The sequence below is a fragment of the Micromonospora sp. 4G55 genome (assembly GCF_016803375.1).
On sequence record NZ_JAEVHN010000075.1, the window covers coordinates 1 to 16,617 of the forward strand.

Annotated in this window: 19 protein-coding genes, 2 tRNA genes and 3 pseudogenes; 11 read left to right on the forward strand and 13 right to left on the reverse strand. The window is 71.2% G+C overall.

Features of this window, described 5'->3' with window-relative positions:
* Positions 1–97 precede the first annotated feature (97 nt).
* Positions 98–2,282 (forward strand): annotated as a pseudogene (locus JNW89_RS09520) (HAD-IC family P-type ATPase); the annotation flags it as partial.
* A gap of 59 nt (positions 2,283–2,341) precedes the next feature.
* The gene (locus JNW89_RS09525; RefSeq protein ID WP_238448600.1) at positions 2,342–3,139 is read left to right on the forward strand and encodes an MBL fold metallo-hydrolase; all 798 of its coding nucleotides are present in this window, start codon (positions 2,342–2,344) and stop codon (positions 3,137–3,139) included.
* 73 nt (positions 3,140–3,212) lie between these two features.
* Here the strand turns inward: JNW89_RS09525 and JNW89_RS09530 are convergent, their stop codons facing one another.
* The 4 genes and pseudogenes from JNW89_RS09530 to JNW89_RS09545 all read right to left on the reverse strand — a co-directional run bounded on the left by JNW89_RS09530 (position 3,213) and on the right by JNW89_RS09545 (position 5,771).
* Positions 3,213–3,632, reverse strand: coding sequence for a CBS domain-containing protein (locus JNW89_RS09530; protein ID WP_154940985.1), 420 nt, complete (start codon positions 3,630–3,632; stop codon positions 3,213–3,215).
* Positions 3,633–3,704: 72 nt separating this feature from the next.
* A pseudogene (locus JNW89_RS09535) lies at positions 3,705–4,666 on the reverse strand (L-threonylcarbamoyladenylate synthase).
* Positions 4,667–4,751: 85 nt separating this feature from the next.
* A complete protein-coding gene (locus tag JNW89_RS09540) occupies positions 4,752–5,060 on the reverse strand; it encodes a hypothetical protein (protein WP_238448601.1) in 309 nt (102 codons plus the stop codon).
* A gap of 252 nt (positions 5,061–5,312) precedes the next feature.
* A complete protein-coding gene (locus JNW89_RS09545; RefSeq protein WP_238448616.1) occupies positions 5,313–5,771 on the reverse strand; it encodes an ArsI/CadI family heavy metal resistance metalloenzyme in 459 nt (152 codons plus the stop codon).
* Positions 5,772–5,881: 110 nt separating this feature from the next.
* Here JNW89_RS09545 and JNW89_RS09550 point away from each other — a divergent pair, with 110 nt between their 5' ends.
* The 4 genes and pseudogenes from JNW89_RS09550 to JNW89_RS09565 all read left to right on the forward strand — a co-directional run bounded on the left by JNW89_RS09550 (position 5,882) and on the right by JNW89_RS09565 (position 7,900).
* The gene (locus JNW89_RS09550; protein ID WP_238448602.1) at positions 5,882–6,256 is read left to right on the forward strand and encodes a metalloregulator ArsR/SmtB family transcription factor; all 375 of its coding nucleotides are present in this window, start codon (positions 5,882–5,884) and stop codon (positions 6,254–6,256) included.
* The gene (locus tag JNW89_RS09555) at positions 6,253–6,984 is read left to right on the forward strand and encodes an aquaporin (RefSeq protein ID WP_238448603.1); all 732 of its coding nucleotides are present in this window, start codon (positions 6,253–6,255) and stop codon (positions 6,982–6,984) included. Before JNW89_RS09550 ends, JNW89_RS09555 begins: the two co-directional genes overlap by 4 nt.
* Before the next feature lie 20 nt (positions 6,985–7,004).
* Positions 7,005–7,477: pseudogene (locus JNW89_RS09560) on the forward strand (GNAT family N-acetyltransferase).
* Between the two features lie 12 nt (positions 7,478–7,489).
* A complete protein-coding gene (locus JNW89_RS09565) occupies positions 7,490–7,900 on the forward strand; it encodes an arsenate reductase ArsC (RefSeq protein WP_255540612.1) in 411 nt (136 codons plus the stop codon).
* A 154-nt stretch (positions 7,901–8,054) separates the two neighbouring features.
* On the opposite strand, the gene JNW89_RS09570 is transcribed toward JNW89_RS09565, so the two are convergent.
* Positions 8,055–8,663, reverse strand: coding sequence for a hypothetical protein (locus JNW89_RS09570; protein WP_238448605.1), 609 nt, complete (start codon positions 8,661–8,663; stop codon positions 8,055–8,057).
* A 362-nt stretch (positions 8,664–9,025) separates the two neighbouring features.
* Here JNW89_RS09570 and JNW89_RS09575 point away from each other — a divergent pair, with 362 nt between their 5' ends.
* Positions 9,026–9,733: a VOC family protein gene (locus JNW89_RS09575; RefSeq protein ID WP_238448606.1), complete on the forward strand. Its 708-nt coding sequence runs from the start codon at positions 9,026–9,028 to the stop codon at positions 9,731–9,733.
* A gap of 264 nt (positions 9,734–9,997) precedes the next feature.
* Here JNW89_RS09575 and JNW89_RS09580 read toward each other — a convergent pair whose 3' ends face one another.
* The 3 genes from JNW89_RS09580 to JNW89_RS09590 all read right to left on the reverse strand — a co-directional run bounded on the left by JNW89_RS09580 (position 9,998) and on the right by JNW89_RS09590 (position 11,990).
* Positions 9,998–10,168, reverse strand: a complete 171-nt coding sequence (locus JNW89_RS09580; RefSeq protein WP_238448607.1) for a hypothetical protein — start codon at positions 10,166–10,168, stop codon at positions 9,998–10,000.
* A 57-nt stretch (positions 10,169–10,225) separates the two neighbouring features.
* Positions 10,226–11,032: an inositol monophosphatase family protein gene (locus JNW89_RS09585; RefSeq protein WP_375155069.1), complete on the reverse strand. Its 807-nt coding sequence runs from the start codon at positions 11,030–11,032 to the stop codon at positions 10,226–10,228.
* Positions 11,033–11,240: 208 nt separating this feature from the next.
* Positions 11,241–11,990, reverse strand: coding sequence for a DUF1028 domain-containing protein (locus JNW89_RS09590; protein ID WP_238448609.1), 750 nt, complete (start codon positions 11,988–11,990; stop codon positions 11,241–11,243).
* Positions 11,991–12,393: 403 nt separating this feature from the next.
* On the opposite strand from JNW89_RS09590, the gene JNW89_RS09595 reads away from it, so the two are divergent.
* Together JNW89_RS09595 and JNW89_RS09600 are read left to right on the forward strand one after the other, a co-directional pair.
* A complete protein-coding gene (locus JNW89_RS09595) occupies positions 12,394–12,684 on the forward strand; it encodes a hypothetical protein (RefSeq protein WP_238448610.1) in 291 nt (96 codons plus the stop codon).
* Positions 12,685–13,307: 623 nt separating this feature from the next.
* Positions 13,308–13,577, forward strand: a complete 270-nt coding sequence (locus JNW89_RS09600; protein WP_238448611.1) for a hypothetical protein — start codon at positions 13,308–13,310, stop codon at positions 13,575–13,577.
* 336 nt (positions 13,578–13,913) lie between these two features.
* On the opposite strand, the gene JNW89_RS09605 is transcribed toward JNW89_RS09600, so the two are convergent.
* Positions 13,914–14,519: a hypothetical protein gene (locus JNW89_RS09605; RefSeq protein WP_238448612.1), complete on the reverse strand. Its 606-nt coding sequence runs from the start codon at positions 14,517–14,519 to the stop codon at positions 13,914–13,916.
* A 215-nt stretch (positions 14,520–14,734) separates the two neighbouring features.
* On the opposite strand from JNW89_RS09605, the gene JNW89_RS09610 reads away from it, so the two are divergent.
* Entirely contained in the window at positions 14,735–14,920 is a 186-nt protein-coding gene (locus JNW89_RS09610; RefSeq protein WP_238448613.1) for a hypothetical protein, read from the forward strand.
* A gap of 34 nt (positions 14,921–14,954) precedes the next feature.
* A complete protein-coding gene (locus tag JNW89_RS38025) occupies positions 14,955–15,611 on the forward strand; it encodes a tyrosine-type recombinase/integrase (protein WP_238448614.1) in 657 nt (218 codons plus the stop codon).
* Here the strand turns inward: JNW89_RS38025 and JNW89_RS09620 are convergent.
* The 4 genes from JNW89_RS09620 to JNW89_RS09635 all read right to left on the reverse strand — a co-directional run.
* A tRNA-Ala gene (locus JNW89_RS09620) sits at positions 15,582–15,657 on the reverse strand. The genes JNW89_RS38025 and JNW89_RS09620 overlap by 30 nt on opposite strands.
* Before the next feature lie 43 nt (positions 15,658–15,700).
* The gene (locus JNW89_RS09625; protein ID WP_210774060.1) at positions 15,701–15,829 is read right to left on the reverse strand and encodes a DLW-39 family protein; all 129 of its coding nucleotides are present in this window, start codon (positions 15,827–15,829) and stop codon (positions 15,701–15,703) included.
* Positions 15,830–15,873: 44 nt separating this feature from the next.
* Positions 15,874–15,947, reverse strand: a tRNA-Ile gene (locus tag JNW89_RS09630).
* Between the two features lie 276 nt (positions 15,948–16,223).
* Positions 16,224–16,617: DUF3566 domain-containing protein (locus JNW89_RS09635; RefSeq protein WP_238448615.1), on the reverse strand; the 394-nt coding region annotated here is incomplete at its 5' end.

The window sequence follows — 16,617 nt, forward strand, 5'->3', positions numbered from 1 at the left end:
GGCACCACCGTGGCCGCCGGACACGGCACCGCCGTGGTGGTGGCGACGGCGCCGAGACCGAGTCCGGCCGCAGCCTCGCGTTGGCCGGGCAGGCACCGCGGACGAGTCGTCGCTGACCGGGGGAGTCGCTGCCGGTCGGCAAGACCGTCGAGCCGGTGGTCGCCGCCGCCGTGGCGGACCGCCACTCGATGCTCTACGAGGGCACCACCGTGGCCGCCGGACACGGCACCGCCGTGGTGGTGGCGACGGCGCCGAGACCGAGTCCGGCCGCAGCCTCGCGTTGGCCGGGCAGGCACCGCCGGCCAGCGGAGTGGAGGCCCGGCTCGGCAAGCTGACCAGCGCGGCGCTCCCGCTGGCGGCCGGATCGGCGATCGCGGTGGCCGGGGCGGGACTGCTGCGGGGCGTACCCCTGGCGGCGACGGCGGCGACCGCCGCGAACCTGGCCGTGGCCTCGGTGCCGGAGGGGCTGCCGTTCCTGGTCAGCGCCGCCCAGCTGGCCGCGGCCCGCCGGCTGGCCGAGCACGGCGCGCTGGTCCGCAACCCGCGCACCATCGAGGCGCTGGGCCGGGTCGACGTGCTCTGCTTCGACAAGACCGGCACCCTGACCGAGGGGAGCCTGCGGCTCGCCGGCGTCGGCGACGACGGCCGGTACGCCCCGGTGGACCGGCTCGACGACGGGCTGCGACGGACCCTCGCCGCCGCGCTGCGGGCCACCCCGGCCGCCGACGACCCGGACGAGCTGCCCCAGCACACCGATCGGGCGGTCCGGCGCGGCGCCCGGGACGCCGGGGTGGTGGAGCAGGTCGGCGCGGACGGCTGGGCGGCGGTCGGCGGGCTGCCCTTCGAGCCGTCCCGCGGCTATCACGCCACCGTCGGGCGGACCGGTGACCGACTGCTGCTCAGCGTCAAGGGAGCGCCGGAGACGGTGCTGCCCCGGTGCAGCGCCTGGCGTAGCCCGGGTGGCCGGGACGAGCACCTGGACGACGACGGACGGGCCGGGCTGCACGCGATGCTCGCCGACCGGGCCCGGGCCGGGCACCGCATCCTCGCCGTCGCCGAGTGCCGGGTGGCCGCCGAGACGGTCACCGACGACCAGGTGGCTGACCTGGTCTTCGTCGGTTTCCTCGCCCTCGCCGACGGGGTGCGCGAGAGTGCCGCCCCGGCCGTGCGCCGGATCCGGCAGGCCGGCGTGCACACCATCATGATCACCGGTGACCATCCGGCCACCGCCGAGGCGATCGCCTCGATCATCAGCGACGGCCACGACGCGCAGCGGGTGGTGACCGCCACCGAGCTGGACCAGCTCGACGACGACGCGCTCGGCGAGCGGCTGGCCCGCACCGACGTGGTCGCCCGCTGCACCCCCACCCACAAGGTGCGGATCATCCAGGCGTTGCAGAAGTGCGGCCGCACCGTGGCGATGACCGGCGACGGCGCCAACGACGCGCCAGCGATCCGGCTGGCCGACGTGGGCATCGCCCTCGGCCAGCGGGGCACCCCCGCCGCGCGGGCCGCCGCCGACCTGGTGGTCACCGACGACCGGCTGGAAACCATCATCGCCACCCTGGTCGAGGGGCGGGCGATGTGGTCCTCGGTACGCCACGCGCTGAGCATCCTGGTCGGCGGCAACCTCGGCGAGATCGCGTTCAGCGTGCTGACCGCCGCGGCGACCGGCCGGTCCGCGTTGACCGGGCGGCAGTTGCTCCTGGTCAACCTGCTCACCGACCTGGCGCCGGCGCTGGCCATCGCGGTCCGGCCGCCCGGCGCGACCACGCCGACGGGCTGCTGCGCGAGGGTCCGGACACCTCCCTCGGCGAGACGATGACCCGGGAGATCGGCCTGCGCGCGGCGGCCACCACCCTCGGCGCGACCGCCGGCTGGACGGTCGCCCGGTACACCGGACGGCGCAAACGGGCCGGCACGGTGGCGCTGGTGTCGCTGGTCGGCACCCAGCTCGGGCAGACGGTGCTGGCCGGCGGCACAGCCCGATGGTGCTCGCGTCCACCGCCGTCTCCCTCGGCGTGCTGGGCGTCGTGGTGCAGACGCCCGGGGTGAGCCAGTTCTTCGGCTGCACCCCGCTCGGGCCGGTCGGGTGGGGCATCGCCGCCGGCTCGGCGCTCGGCGCCACCTTCGCCAACGGCGCGCTGACCCGACTGGTCGAGCGGTTCCCGCCGACCGGCGACGGACCGACCGGCTCGACCGCCGACGAGTCGACCGGGGACGGGCCGGCCGAGGAGAGCGCCAGCGACGAGCCCGCCGCGGCGGAGCCGTCCGGTCGGTAGGGCGGCGGTCCGCATGGCCGCGCCCGGTCGGGGTACGGCCGGGGGTGGAGGTGGGACGCGTGGAGACGGACCAGCCGGACGTGACGTTCATCGGCACCGCGACGACGGTGCTCCGGATCGGGGGCTTCACCCTGTTGACCGATCCGAACTTCCTGCACCGGGGCCAGCGGGCGTACCTGGGCAAGGGTCTGTGGTCCCGCCGCAGCACCGAGCCGGCGCTGACCATCCCCGAACTGCCCGCGCTGGACGCGGTGGTCCTGTCCCACCTGCACGGCGACCACTTCGACCGGGTGGCCCGCAAGGGGCTCGACCGCGAACTGCCGATCATCACCACCCAGGCGGCCGAGCGGAAGCTGCGCAAGTGGGGATTCCGGGCGGCCGAGGGGCTGCCCACCTGGCGGTCCCGGGAGCTGAGCCGGGGGTCCAGCACCCTGCGGCTGACCTCGTTGCCCGGTCAGCACGGCCCGGGGGCGCTGGACCGGCTGCTGCCCGACGTGATGGGCACGATGATCGACCTGGACCGGGACGGGACGCGCCGGTTCCGCCTCTACGTCACCGGGGACACCCTGCGCCGCCCGCAGCTCGCCGAGATCCCGCAGCGGTTCCCGGACATCGACGCGATGCTGATCCACCTGGGCGGCACCCGGATCGCCGGCATCCTGGTCACCATGGACGCGAAGCAGGGCGCCGACCTGGTCGAGCTGATCCGGCCGAAGCTGACCGTGCCGATCCACTACGACGACTACCCGGTGTTCCGGTCGCCGCTGCGGCACTTCGTCGAGGAGGCGAAGCGGCGCGGGCTGGTGTCGGGGGTGCGCACTGTCCTGCGTGGCGAGACCGTGCCGCTGACCGGCTGAGCGACGGTTTCCGTACACCGATCGCCGCCGTCCGGCGCGGAGCCGGAGGGCGGCGATCGATGAGGGGACGCAATCAGGAGCGCTCGGAGATGGCCTCGATCAGGTCGCCCACCGGGCGCTCGGGCAGCGACCGGGCCACGTCGGCCACCGCCACGATCCCGACGAGCTCGTGCCCGTCGATCACCGGCAGCCGGCGCACCTTGTGCTGGCCCATCGTGCGCAGGATCTCCGCGGCGTCGTCGTCGGCGCCGATGGTCACCGCCTCGCCCTGGGCCAGCTCGCCGGCGGTCACGTTGGCCGGGTCCTTGCCCTGCGCGAGAACCTTCACCACGATGTCGCGGTCGGTGAGCATGCCCTTCAGCTTGTTGTCGTCGCCGCAGATCGGCAGCGAACCGACGCCCAGCTCGGCCATCCGCTTGGCGGCGGCCCGCAGGTCGTCCTGCTCACGGACGCAGGTCACGTCGTTGGTCATGATGTCGCGTGCGGTCGGCATGGTGACACCTCGCTTTCCGGGGGTTGATAACTGAATCGGTACCCTCGGTCCGCGGGACCATGCATCCGAGCGTCAGCCGGCCGGGTTCCAGGTGGCGGCGGCGCGGCGCAACCGGTCGTTGATCGCGCGACCCACCCCGGTGTCGGGCGCCGCCTCGGCCAGGATCTCGGTCACCCCCGCCGCGTCCAGCCGGTGCAGGGCGTCGAAGAGCCGGGCGGCGGCCTCGGTCACGTCCCCGGCGGGTGAGAGCACCTCGACCGCCGCGTACCCGTCGGCCGGCCGCTCCCGGAAGGCCAGGAAACCGCGCCGGCCGCCGTCCGCCGGCGCCGGCTGCGCCCCCGCCACCAACCGCAACGGGGTACGCGGCGCGTAGTGCGCGGCCAGCGTCCCCGGCGCCACCGGCTGCCCGGAACTGCCCGGCCGTACGCTCACCGGCCCGACCGCCTCGACCAGCTCCTCCAAGGCGAGCGCACCGAGGCGCAGTACCACCGGCTGCGCGCCGCGCGCGTCGACGATGGTCGACTCGATCCCGCACCGGGTCGGCCCGCCGTCGAGCACCACGTCCACCGCCGCGCCGAGCCCCTTGACCACGTGCTCGGCCCGGGTCGGGCTGAGCTGCCCGAAGCGGTTCGCGCTCGGCGCCGCCACCGGCACCCCGGCGGCCCGGATCAGGGCCGCGCGGAGGGCTCGTCCGGCACCCGGACGGCCATGGTGTCCAGCCCCGAGGTGACGATCGGCGGAATCTCGGCGGGCCGGTCCACGATCAGCGTGAGCGGCCCGGGCCAGAACCGCTCGGCCAGCGCGGCCACCGCCGGGGGCACCGGCCCGGCGAGCTTCTCCAGGTCCTCGGCGTCGGCCAGGTGGGTGATCAGCGGGTCGAAGCTGGGCCGGGCCTTGGCCTCGAAGATCCGGGCGGCGGCCCGGGCGTCCAGGGCGTTCGCGCCGAGGCCGTAGACGGTCTCGGTCGGGAAGGCCACCAGCCCGCCGTCGCGCAGGACGGCGGCGGCCTCGGCGATGCCGCTGTCGGCGGGCAGGACGCGTGGGGATCCGATGCTCACGCCCCGACGCTAGCCTGCCGACGTACCGGTCCTCCGGTCGGCCGCGCGATCACCCGCCCGGTCAGGGCCGGTCGGCCGCCCTCCCGGGCTCATCGTGCCGGGTGATCTCGGCCCGGCACGCCCCGCCCCGGAACTCCACTCCCGGCACGTCGTCGAGGATCCGGCTGATGTCGGCCACCGAGCCGAGGGCACGGGCCGGGTCGCCGCGCAGTTCCGCGACCGCCGAGGCCAGGTCGTCCTCCTCCCGCGACCAGTCGATGTCGGCCGCGCGGAGCTGGGCCACCGCGTGTGCGGTCAGGGCGGCGGGGTCGGTGACCGACACCTCCACCCGGCAGTAGAGCTGGAGGACCTGCGGCGTGGGGTCGCTCATCGACTGTTGCGTGAGCGACGGACCGCCCAGACCCCGCCCGCGATCGCCGCCGCGGTCGGCAGGAGCACACAGATCATCAGAGCGAGCAGATGCCACGGTTTGAGAGCGCCCATGGCGCAGAGGATAGGTAGCGCCCGCCACCGCCCGCTGTCCCGGGCGACGGGCTCGGCTGTACGGATGCCCGTACAGCCAAGCCTCGTCGCGCCTGCCGCACGACCCGTGCGGGTTCGGTGGGGCAGCCGGCCGCGACGGTCAGCAGCAGCTTGCGGCGGCTCCGCTGGTGGCGGGCTCCTTCTCGGCGGCCGGCGTGCAGCAGGCGCTCGCGGTCGCCTTCTCCAACTGCGGGGAGTCGGCCTTGACGGTGTAGACCTCCCACGGCTCGTTTCCCGGTCCGCGTACCCAGACCTTGTCCTGGAGGGCGTAGCAGCACTCCGTGCTGTTCTCCTCCAGCGTGATGAGGCCGGCGTCGGTGAGGCGCCTGGTCGCCGCGCTGACCTCGTCGGTGCTGAACACCTCCACCCCGAGGTGGTCCATGACGGTGGGCTGGTCGGGCTCGCCTTCGAGCAGGACGAGCTTCAGCGGCGGGTTCTCGACGGCGAAGTTGGCGTAGCCGGGGCGACGCTTCGCCGGCTCGACGCCGAACAGCTTGGAGTAGAAGGCGACGGAGCCTTCGAGGTCGGAAACGCGCAGGGCGAGCTGGACGCGGGACATGGTTCTCCTCCTGGAACGGGTCAGGATCATCGCTTCGTCCTTGTCTAGACAATTTTCGAAGCAGGGACTCCACTGTTGCACCTTGATTTGAAGACTGTCAACCTAGAGGCATGTCGAAACAAGCGCTGCCGGTGGTGGACCTGCAAGCGGTGGCCTGCTGCCCTCCGATCGCCGTGAGTCCGCTGGACGCCGCGCAGGCGGAGGTCGTCGCACCGATGTTCAAGGCCCTGGGTGACCCGGTCCGGCTGCGGCTGATGTCGATGATCGCCTCGGTGCCGGAGATCTGCGTCTGCGACCTGACCCCCGCGTTCGACCTGTCCGGGCCGACCATCTCCCACCACCTGAAGGTGCTGCGTGAGGCGGGCCTGGTCGACTCGGAGCGGCGCGGCACCTGGGTCTGGTACCGGGTCAAGGCCGAGGCGTTCCGCCAGCTCGGTCTGCTCCTGGACATCCCCGCCCGGCCCGCCGCCGGGGCCGGCGCGTGAACCTCGCCCTTTCCCGCCGGGCCACTGCCGAGTTCGTCGGCACCGCGCTGCTCGTCGCCGCCGTCGTCGGCTCCGGGATCGCCGCCGCCCGTCTCTCGCCGGCCGACGTCGGCCTCCAACTGCTGGAGAACGCGATCGCCACCGCCCTGGCCCTGGGCGCGCTGATCCTGACCTTCGGGCGAGTGTCGGGCGCGCACTTCAATCCGGTCGTCTCCGCCGTCGACTGGTGGCTCGGGCGACGCTCCGGCACCGGCCTGACCGCGCCGGACCTCCTTGCGTACGGCGCAGCCCAGGTCACCGGGGCGATCGCCGGGGCGATCCTGGCCGACCTCATGTTCGGGCTGCCCGCCGTGACCTGGTCGGACACCGCCCGGACCGGCGGAAACCTGTGGCTGGCCGAGGTCGTGGCCACCGCCGGCCTGGTCGTCCTGGTCTTCGCCCTCGCCCGCAGCGGCCGCTCCGCCGCCGCGCCCGCAGCCGTGGGCGCCTACATCGGCGCCGCGTACTGGTTCACCTCGTCGACCTCGTTCGCGAACCCGGCGGTGACCATCGGGCGTGCCTTCACCGACACGTTCGCCGGCATCATGCCGACATCCGTGCCCGGCTTCGTCGCCGCCCAGCTCGCTGGCGGCCTGGTCGCCGTCGCCGCGCTCGCCCTCTGGTACCCCGACAGCGGGGCCGCGGCCGACGCCGTCGTCGTGCCTCAGCTCGAAGAGGAGAACCGGTGAACGGGATCAGGATCGCCGCCATGGGCGACGAGCACGCCGGAGCCGTGCTCGACATCTACCGGCTCGCATCGCCACCGGCGACGCCACCTTCGAGACCGAGCCACCGACCTGGGAGAGGTTCACCGCCACCCGGATGCCGGACCAGCGCTGGGTCGCCGTCGACCGGACCGGCCGCGTCCTGGGCTGGATCGCCTGCTCGGCGGTCTCCGACCGGTGCGTGTACGCCGGAGTGGTCGAACACTCCGTCTACGTCCACCCGGAAGCCCGCGGGCGAGGAGTCGGACGCTTGCTGCTCGACGCCCTGATCGCCGCCACGGAACAGGCGGGGATCTGGACCATCCAGTCCGGCATCTTCCCCGAGAACACCGCCAGCCTGGCCCTGCACACCGCCTGCGGCTTCCGCGTCGTCGGCACCCGCCAGCGCATCGGCCGCCACCACGGCACCTGGCGCGACGTCACCCTCATCGAACGCCGCAGCCCCACCATCAACTGACAGGAAGACCCACTGACGAGCGACAAGCCCAGCGTCCTGTTCGTCTGTGTCCACAACGCCGGCCGATCCCAGATGGCCGCCGGATGGCTGCGCCACCTCGCCGGAGACACCGTCGAGGTCCGCTCCGCCGGCAGTGAACCCGCCGACCGGATCAACCCCGTTGCCGTCGACGCCATGCGCGAGGTCAGCATCGACATCACCGGCCAGATCCCGAACCGCCTCACCTGGGACACGGCCGAAGCCAGCGACATCATCATCACCATGGGCTGCGGTGACGCCTGCCCCGTCTTCCCCGGCGAGCGCTACGAGGACTGGAAGCTCACCGACCCGGCCGGGCAACCCATCGAGGTCGTACGTCAGGTCCGCGACGAGATCAGGAGCCGGGTCGACGAGCTGCTCGCCAGCATCGAGCAGGGCCGCTGAGCGGAGACCCGGCTCGCTACTTCCACTGTTATCAGCGGTTGCCGTCTGACCGGCTCGCACCTCCTTCCTCCCCGGCTGCCACCCCACCACTGGCTTGCCAGACGGGTATGGGGAGGGCGTTGTCGCCCTGGATGCCGACGCGACGGAAAGCCGCTTACCGCTCGGTGCCGTGGGCGCAATTCGGTGCAGGATCGTCGCCGGCCACGATGAAGTCTTCACACGTGAGAAAGCGGTCATTGAAGTGGCCGACGAGAAAGCCGACCAGCGCCACGGTGGCGACGATCGCGGCCACGGTGAGTCTGAGACGGCGGCTCGGGAGGGTGAAGTAGTTGGGCGCGAGAAGCCGGACGACGACGCCCGCGACGAACGGCACCACAGCGATGGCAGCGATGTTCAGCACGCGGTAGACGGTCTGTGCCACGGCCCCTTGGGGGTGCGGCACGGCGAGTCGTACCAGCAGGAACGCAATCGGGAGCAGGAAGAAGAGCAGCACCCAAGGGTGGGTGTGCACCCGGCGGCGCAGGATGAGAGCGCTCAGGAGCACGACGAGAGACAGCACGAACAGTTCGTGTCGCCGGTAGTAGAAGATGGTCCCGTGCGTGCCGAGGCCGAACGCTACGTCCCAGACCCACAGTGAGGCGCCAAACGCGATCGCGTAGAAGCCCCCCAGCTTCTGTGCCGCCGTCCCCCGTAAGAGGTCGTCCCCCTCGGTGATTCGTCGCGACTTCTCGGCGGCCCGCTTGGCCGGACCCTTCCCAGTCATGCCCCTGCCTGTCCTGCTCGTCGCCCGGCCGTGGCGGATCACCGTCTCCCCGGCCAGCCGGCAAGGGAGCGGGAGGAGCGAACGGGCGGCTGGGTCCCCGCGACCTCTATGCCCGTAACGAGGCCGAGGCGCTTTGCGCTTCGGCACAGGCCGGCTCAACCGACGCGGGGCGGCAGCTACTTGGAAGAGACTGCGGAACGATGCGGAGGCGTGGTGCCAACCGCGGCCCGTACCCCGGCTCGGCGCGCGGCGATGACGGGACCGACGAACGCTCACGCCGGCAGGCCGGGTGGCACGAGATCCCGCACCGACCTCTCCGAAACCGCCTTGTTGTCCTGCTGGCCCGTGTCTAACGTGCAGTGATGCTCTCGCGAATGCTGACGGTGACCTTCGAGGCGCACGACCCGGCCCGCCTGGCGCAGTTCTGGGCCGGCCTGCTCGGCCGAGATGTCGTCGAGGACGCCGGTGGTGCGCTCCTGCCTGGTGACGACACCCAGCTCAGCCTCCGGTTCGTTCGGAGCGGCGCGGAGGAGGTGGGGCCGAACCGCCGCATGCACCTTCACCTGACCAGCGCCAGCGACGCCGACCAGCAGCACACGGTGGCGACGGCGTTGGGGCTCGGCGCCGGCCACCTCGACGTCGGGCAGCGCCCCGAGGAAGGGCACGTCGTCCTCGCCGACCCCGAGGGCAACGCGTTCTGCGTGATCGAGCCAGGCAATGCCTTCCTCGCCGGGTGTGGCTTGCTCGGGGAGCTCGCCTGCGACGGCACCCGGGAGGTCGGCATCTTCTGGAGCGAGGCGCTGGGCTGGCCGTTGGTGTGGGACCAGGACCAGGAGACCGCGATCCAGTCACCGCACGGCGGCACAAAGGTCGCGTGGGGAGGCCCGCCCGTGGCCCCGAAAGAGGTGAGGAACCGGCAGCGCTTCGACCTCGCCCCGGCCGGTGGCGACCAGCGGGCGGAGGTCGCCCGGCTGGTCGCCCTCGGGGCCACTCGGCTCGAGGTCGGTGACGACGGCGCCGTCGTGCTGGCCGATCCCGACGGCAACGAGTTCTGCGTGAGAGGGAACTGACCACAGCGCGGCCGTTGCCGCTCCCCTACGCCGCGCGGGTCCTGGCCCCGCGGCCCGGACGGCTGCCGGCCCACCACCCCACCGGTCAGTGGCCTGTCATTCCGCGGCGGCCCTATGGGCTGCCGCTTTCCGCGCCAGCCGCCGGGTGTCAGGCATGACGGCCGCAGCGGCGACAGCCACAACGGCCGGCGCGCCCCGGCGGCGGCGCGGAACCACATCACCGGCAGCCGGGTCCGGCCTCGGGACTTGGGCGACGTCGACGGGCTACTGGCGCACCCGGCCCGGCGAGGTGTCACCGAGCACGGAGTTCAGCTGGTCGGCCCAGTCATCATCGGCGAGCCCCGCCCCAACCAGAACGTCGCGCCAATCCTGCTGCGCCAGGGCCACAGCATCAAGCAACCGCCGGCTGTCTCCATTGGACAGGGAGACCACCACAGCTTGGCCGCGCTCGGCGCATTCGGCAGTGCCACCGGGGGCCGGAAACCTGTGCGGTCACAGCTTCCAGCTCCGGCTGCCGATCATCGACATCAGCAGCCCGTGGGTCTCGGCGTCGCCGGCCACCACAAGCCCGCGGCCTGCGCGCCCGATCGGGGCGCCGTCGATTCCGGTGACGACGCAGCCGGCGGCCCGGCACAGAGCGATGCCGGCGGCGAAATGCACGCTCTCGACCAGGTCGCCGCCGTCGGTGACGTATGCGGCCCGCTTGCCGGCCGCGACCCAGGCCAAGGCCAGCGTGGTGGAAACTACCCGCGGCCGGAACCGTTCGACGAACCCAGGATGGGCCAGCAGGTCCACGGCCCGGAATCCGGGCGCGCTCGGGAACGGCGGGTCCAGGTTGACGTCCACCAGCCGGGTGGCAGGCGTGGGTGTCAGCTGCGCATCGACACCGTCGCGCCGCACCCAGGCGGTCTCACCGTCAGTGAAGAAGACCTCGCCGCTGAACGGGTCGGCCACCGCCGCTGCCCCATTGCGCAGCGCCACGTTGACGGCCACCAGCATGTTGCCGACGGCATAGTTCAGCGTGCCGCACAGGGGATCCACCAACCACTGGCGCACGGCGTCGGCCGCGCCCCGCTGCCCGCCTTCCTCGCCGAGCACCGCGTCATCGGGCCGAGCAGCACGGATGACGTCGAGGATCGTCTGCTCAGCCTCCACATCGGCGACGGTGGCGAAATCCCCGGCGCCTTTGTCGATGTGGGTGAGCCGCTGGCCGTACATGTTGCGCACCACGTCCGCGCCGGCACCTGCCGCAGCTACCGCAACCCCGGCATCGTCAAGGCTCGCGTACGAGTTGATCACGCCTCGCACCATATCGGGGCGAGACCAATCCCGATCCGGTCAGGCCAACACCGTCCCCGTCCCACTGCGGGAGGGCGCACCCGCCGTCTCACTACGACGCGGACGACCGACCGCCGGAGCCGCAACGGTGCGGCGGGATCACATCAGACGTTGCAGCGGAACTGAGAAATGCCGTGCCGCCATCAGCGGAAACGCTATCCAAGCTTGCTCAAAGGGCCTCGCGGCTTGCCATCGTTGCTGGCTGGTTGACGACGTTTGACGGTGTCTTGTGTTCCATCTGTGCCCCGAGCGCCTTCCGGGCGGCCTCGCCCATGGGGTCGTCGCGGGTGGGCAGCCGCTGGATGGTCGGCAGCACTTCCTCGTGGAATACGCCGTGCAGCCGGCGCAGTTCCCGCGCCGGATGCTCGGCGTCGTCGACCCGCACGTCCCAGAGCGGGTACGGCTGATCGGCGACCACCGTCACGGTCGCCGACCGTGCGCCGTGCCGGTCACCGCCGGTCTCCTCGCCGGCCTCGATGGCCAGCACGAGCCGCTCCGCCAGGTCGAGTTCCCGGCTGTCCTCGAACACCCGGACGATCTCCGCGAGGGTCTCCGGGCCCACCAGGCGGTTGCCCTGCACCGCGTACCCCGGCCCGGTGCGGTGCCCCGCCCAGTCCTTGGTACGGGAGCCGGTGAAGGCGTGCGAGCGACCCTGGCGGTCGACCATGCCGACCTGCCGCACCTCCCGACCCGGGTCACGGGCCAGCAGCTCGGTCAGGACGTCCTGCGGCGAGCGGCCCTCGCCGAGCAGCGGCAGGCCGTCGTAGGCCAGAAACGGGTTCGGGGTGGCCTGGGTCGCCACCGCACCACCGCCGGGGTGGACGTGTGCGACGAGCTTGCCGACCGCGGGTCTGGCCGTCAGGGCTCCCACCCCGAGCTGGCCGGTACGCGGACACCGCGCGGCGATCGAGAAGGTCACGGTCGGCACGTACCCGGACGAACGCCCGGTATGCCGGAGCCCACCTCGGTTGCTGTCACCGTTGCTGTCGCCAGGACCTACGCATTGGGAGTCGCTAGCGACCTCATGGTCGTGATGCTGACGGACTCGCCCTGCCATGATGAATTGCCCGGTGAAGGGTGTGAGAGTGGAGCCCAGGGGACTTGAACCCCTAACCACCGCCTTGCAAGGATCAAGACTGCTGTCGGTGCGCGTCGGCTGCTGCGGCTGACCTGCTCGGTCTGTCGGCTGCTGCCGCTTCTCGCCCCCGTCTGTCTGCCGGCTTGGCTGTACGAATGGCTGTACAGCCCTCGTCCCCGCTTCTCATACTCGACCGGTGACTGCTGGGGATCTCCCAGCCCGATTCAGACCCATCATCGAGCAGGTGGTCGAACGGATTGCCGCCGGCGACTTCGACGGCCTAGCGCGGGACTACTCGCGATCCGACCACGACTTGGGCGCCTGGGCCCGCGAATACCCGGCGACGTTCATTCCGCTGCCGCCCGAGGCGTGGCACCACGCCGACGCCTACTTCCTTGCTGACCACGACGCCTGGAAGGTCGACGTCGACCTCTGGTCTCGGGAGGAAGGCAGAAGCGACATGACCTTGCAGCTAACGGTTTGGGAGGAGGCCGGCGCAATCAAGCTGACCATCGATGACCTGCACGCTCTCTAGTAGCGCTGCCGCCCCATCGCACCCTCAGTTTGGAAGAGCGCGCTCAACCGGCCGTGATGCCCCCTCGAGCGCGTCAAGATCACGGACGGTCTCGCTGGCTTCTGCGAGACGCACCACTCCCGCATGCCGAACCAGTATTGGCAGGACCCGCTCCCTCGTGCTCGCGACTACGTGAGCCGATACACCCCACCTTGGGCGTAGCGCCTCCGGCCTGGCAGCGGTGGCCTTTACAGGTGATGCAGTCTGGACGGCCGTTAGGGTCGCGAGATGGGTCACGGCGGCGAGCATGACGTGGAGCAACCCTTGGCCGGCGGCCGCTTGACGGCTGGAGTGGTCCGGGTCGGTGACACTGTGCGCCGCCCGGCCTCGCCCGCGTCGCGGTTCGTGGCGCGACTGCTGACTCATCTCGCCAAGACGGGCTTCGACGGCTGCCCTCAGCACCTGGGATGGGACCAACATGGCCGTGACATCTTGTCGTTCGTGCCCGGCCATGTTCCTCCACGATGGCAGCACTTCACTTCGCGGCGCCTGGCCACCCGTTAGAGGACGTCGGGTACATGGCGTGGGCCTGGTGCATCTCGTCACGGCCCGACCGGGGACCCGCGACAGAACAAGCCCGCCAGGTGCGGAACCTCGCCGACGCCTACGGCTTGAGCCCGGCCGACCTTGGCCGCCTACCAGCCGCGATCCGCCAGCGCTTACGTCGCAACGAGGCGTTCTGGCGAGGCATCCTCGAGGACCAGGTGGCCTCCGTCCCGCACGCACGCTCTGCCGAAGTGCTCGCCTGGACCCAACGCGAACTCGCCTACATTGAGGCCAACCAGGAGACTTTCATCGCCGCACTATGTCCGGCGGGAGCGGGTCCCCGGCTCGGTGACCGGCACGATCACTGACGGTGATGCTCGCTCGAAGATCTAGGTCAGCCGTCAAACATGGGCTGGGACGGATTCGTCAAGCATCAGGTGGGACTCGACACGCCGGCAGCCGGGCCGTTCGATCGCGTGTTCGAGTACGGCTTCGTGGACGAAACATCCGCCCGTTCGATGGTCGACTGGATGGTGGGGACCTGGGCTGGTACGTGGCGCGACCTCACTGAGGCGATCGGCAGGATGCCAACCACCGGGCGCGTTGAATCGCTGGGCCGCGGTCGCACCGTGACGGATGGGCAGCCTTGCCGGCGGTGCACGATCACGTGGTCGCCCTGGCCGGTTGACGTGACGGACAGCGGCTTACCACTCGTCTTTGTGGCAGTTCGGGGGAGGATCATCGCCAGCCACGATGAAGTCTTGGCACGCGAGGAAGCGGTTATTGAAATGGCCGACGAGGAAGCCGGTCAACGCCACAATGGCGACGATCGCCACCAAGGTGACCTTCAAGCGGCGGCCCGGCAGGGTGAAGTAGTTGGGCGCGAGTAGCTGGACGACGATGGCCGCGACGAACGGCACGACGACGATGGTCGCAACGTTCACCACACGCGCAGCGGTCTGTTCGAAGGCGCTGTGAGGGTGACCCACGACGAGTCTTAGCAGCAGGAGCCCTATCGGAGGCAGGAACAGGACCAGCACCCAAGGGTGGGTATGCACCCGGCGGCGCAGGAGGAGAGCGCTCAGGAGGACAACGAGGGCCAGCACGAACAGTTCATATCGCCGGTAGTAGAAGATGGTCCGGTGCGTGCCGAACGCGAACGCTCCGTCCCAGGCCCACAATGAAGCGCCGAACGCGATCGCGTAGAAGCCCCCTAGCTTCTGCTGCGCCGTCCCTCGTAGGAGGTCGTCCTCCTCGGTAAGCTCTCGCGACTTCTCGGCCGCTCGCTCGGCCGGACCTTCCCCGCTCATGCCCCTGCCTATCGTGCTCACCTCCCAGCCGTGGTCTGGCGTCTCCCCGGGCCAGCGGCAACACAGCGCGAGGGGCGAGCGGGCGGCTGGGTTCCTGCGACCTCAATGCCGATAACGAGGACGAGGCGCATTGGGCTTCGGTCCAGGCTGGTCCAGCCGACGCGTGGCGGCAGTTGCTCAGCGGCAGGCGTCTGCCCGGACGTGTACGCCGCACCATGCTGGCAGGTGGGCTGCCCACACCTGCCAGCCGCCGGCGCCTCTCCGAGTCTCGAACCGCCACGGGTGAGCTGTGCCGCTGCATCGCCTGCGCCGGCCACCGCGTCGAGCACTTCTCCCAGCTCGACGGCGACACCCTCGCCGACTACCTGACGGTGCCTGGGCCTCCGGTGGGGATGCGTTGATTTCGACGCGTCGACATTGACGGTCGAGCGTGTCGTGGTCGAGGTTGACGGTCACCTGTCCGACAAGCCCTACCCGAAGTCAGCCAACAGCCGGCGGACCGTGCCGCTCGCCCCGTTTTTGGAGCAGGAGCTCCGACGCCATCGCGAGCTGGTTGCGCATGAACTGGGAAGCCGGGTTTTCACCAACTACGAGGGCGGCTCGATGTTGCGCAGCAACTTCCGGCGTCAGGTCTGGCGCCCGTCCCTTGTCCGGGCCGGGCTCCTGGGCCAGGTCACCGAGTCCGGGCCGTTCAAGTTCCGCGCAACCTGGCCCGACCGCGACGGCGTCGAATGGTCAATGGAGTTCACCACCGAGCGGGAAGCGGTCGACTGCGTAGCGACCAAGGCGACCGGTGGACTCCGGTTCCATGATCTGCGGCACTGCTACGCGACGTGGTTGGTGTCCGGCGGGGTCCCGGTCAACGTGGTCCGGGCGGTGATGGGCCATGAGCAGGCGTCGACGACGGTCAACCGCTACACGCATACCCCGGCGATTTCCACGAGTCGGTGCGCCGGGTCTTCGGCGGGTCTGCTGACGATCCCGCTGACTGCCGAAGAAGATCCTCAATCCGGCGGGAAGCCGATGAAGGATGAAGACAGCCCGTCACCAGGGCGGATGGTGTGGTGGAGCCCAGGGGACTCGAACCCCTAACCCCTGCCTTGCAAAGGCAGTGCTCTGCCAGTTGAGCTAGGGCCCCGAGGGCGGTCGGAGCCGCCTGGTGCTGGCCGGTGCCAGCGGGATCAGCGCAGGTCGGGCGCGGTGGTGGCCTCGTGCCAGAGGGCGCGCTCGTCGTTGGAAGCCTTGACCTTCTTGGCGACCAGCGCGGCCACGCCGACGACGCCGACCAGGAACAGAAGCTTCTTGAACATGGGGCGACCCCTCGCGCTCGACTAGCCGTCGGAACGGTGTGCGGTGGGGCTAGCTGGAATCGAACCAGCGACCTCAGAGTTATCAGCTCTGCGCTCTAACCGACTGAGCTATAGCCCCGCGTGGCGACGAGCAAGGTTAACCCATCGCCACGTCCGGTCCCAAATCGGGGTGGTCGTGGCGCCCGTCCCACTCGACCGTACCCGTACCGGCGACGAGGCGGCGACTGCTTTCCCCCGGCGGCCCCACGACAAGATCCACAGCTGACACCGCGACACGCCGCACACCGTGCGCCGTCACGCCAGGGGGGCGCCGACGGCGGGCGGGTGGGCAGCGGGGCCGGACACGGCGACGCCGGGGCGACCGCGGTTGGCGGTGCCCCGGCGTCGTCGGGTGTCAGTCGCGCTCGGCGAGCGTCAGCTCGATCCCGCCGACCAGGTCGGCGCAGACGTTGTAGACGAACGCGCCGAGGGTGGCGAGCGCCGTGAACAGGACGACGTTGACCAGGCCGATCAGCGCCGAGCTGAGGATCACGCCCTTGGCGGTGATCTGGAACCCGCCGGAGCTCTGCCCGCCGGCGTTGACCAGGTCGGTGAGGCTGTCGTTGACGCTCTGGAAGACGCCCATGGCGTCCAGGGCCAGGTAGAGCACCGAGGTGGCGACGACCACCACGATGAAGAGCACCACCGAGACGGCGAAGGCGAACTTCATCACGGACCACGGGTCGATCCGCTTGAGGTTCAGCCGGGCCCGGCGCGGCCCGCGGGACGCGGCCGAGCTGACCGAGCTC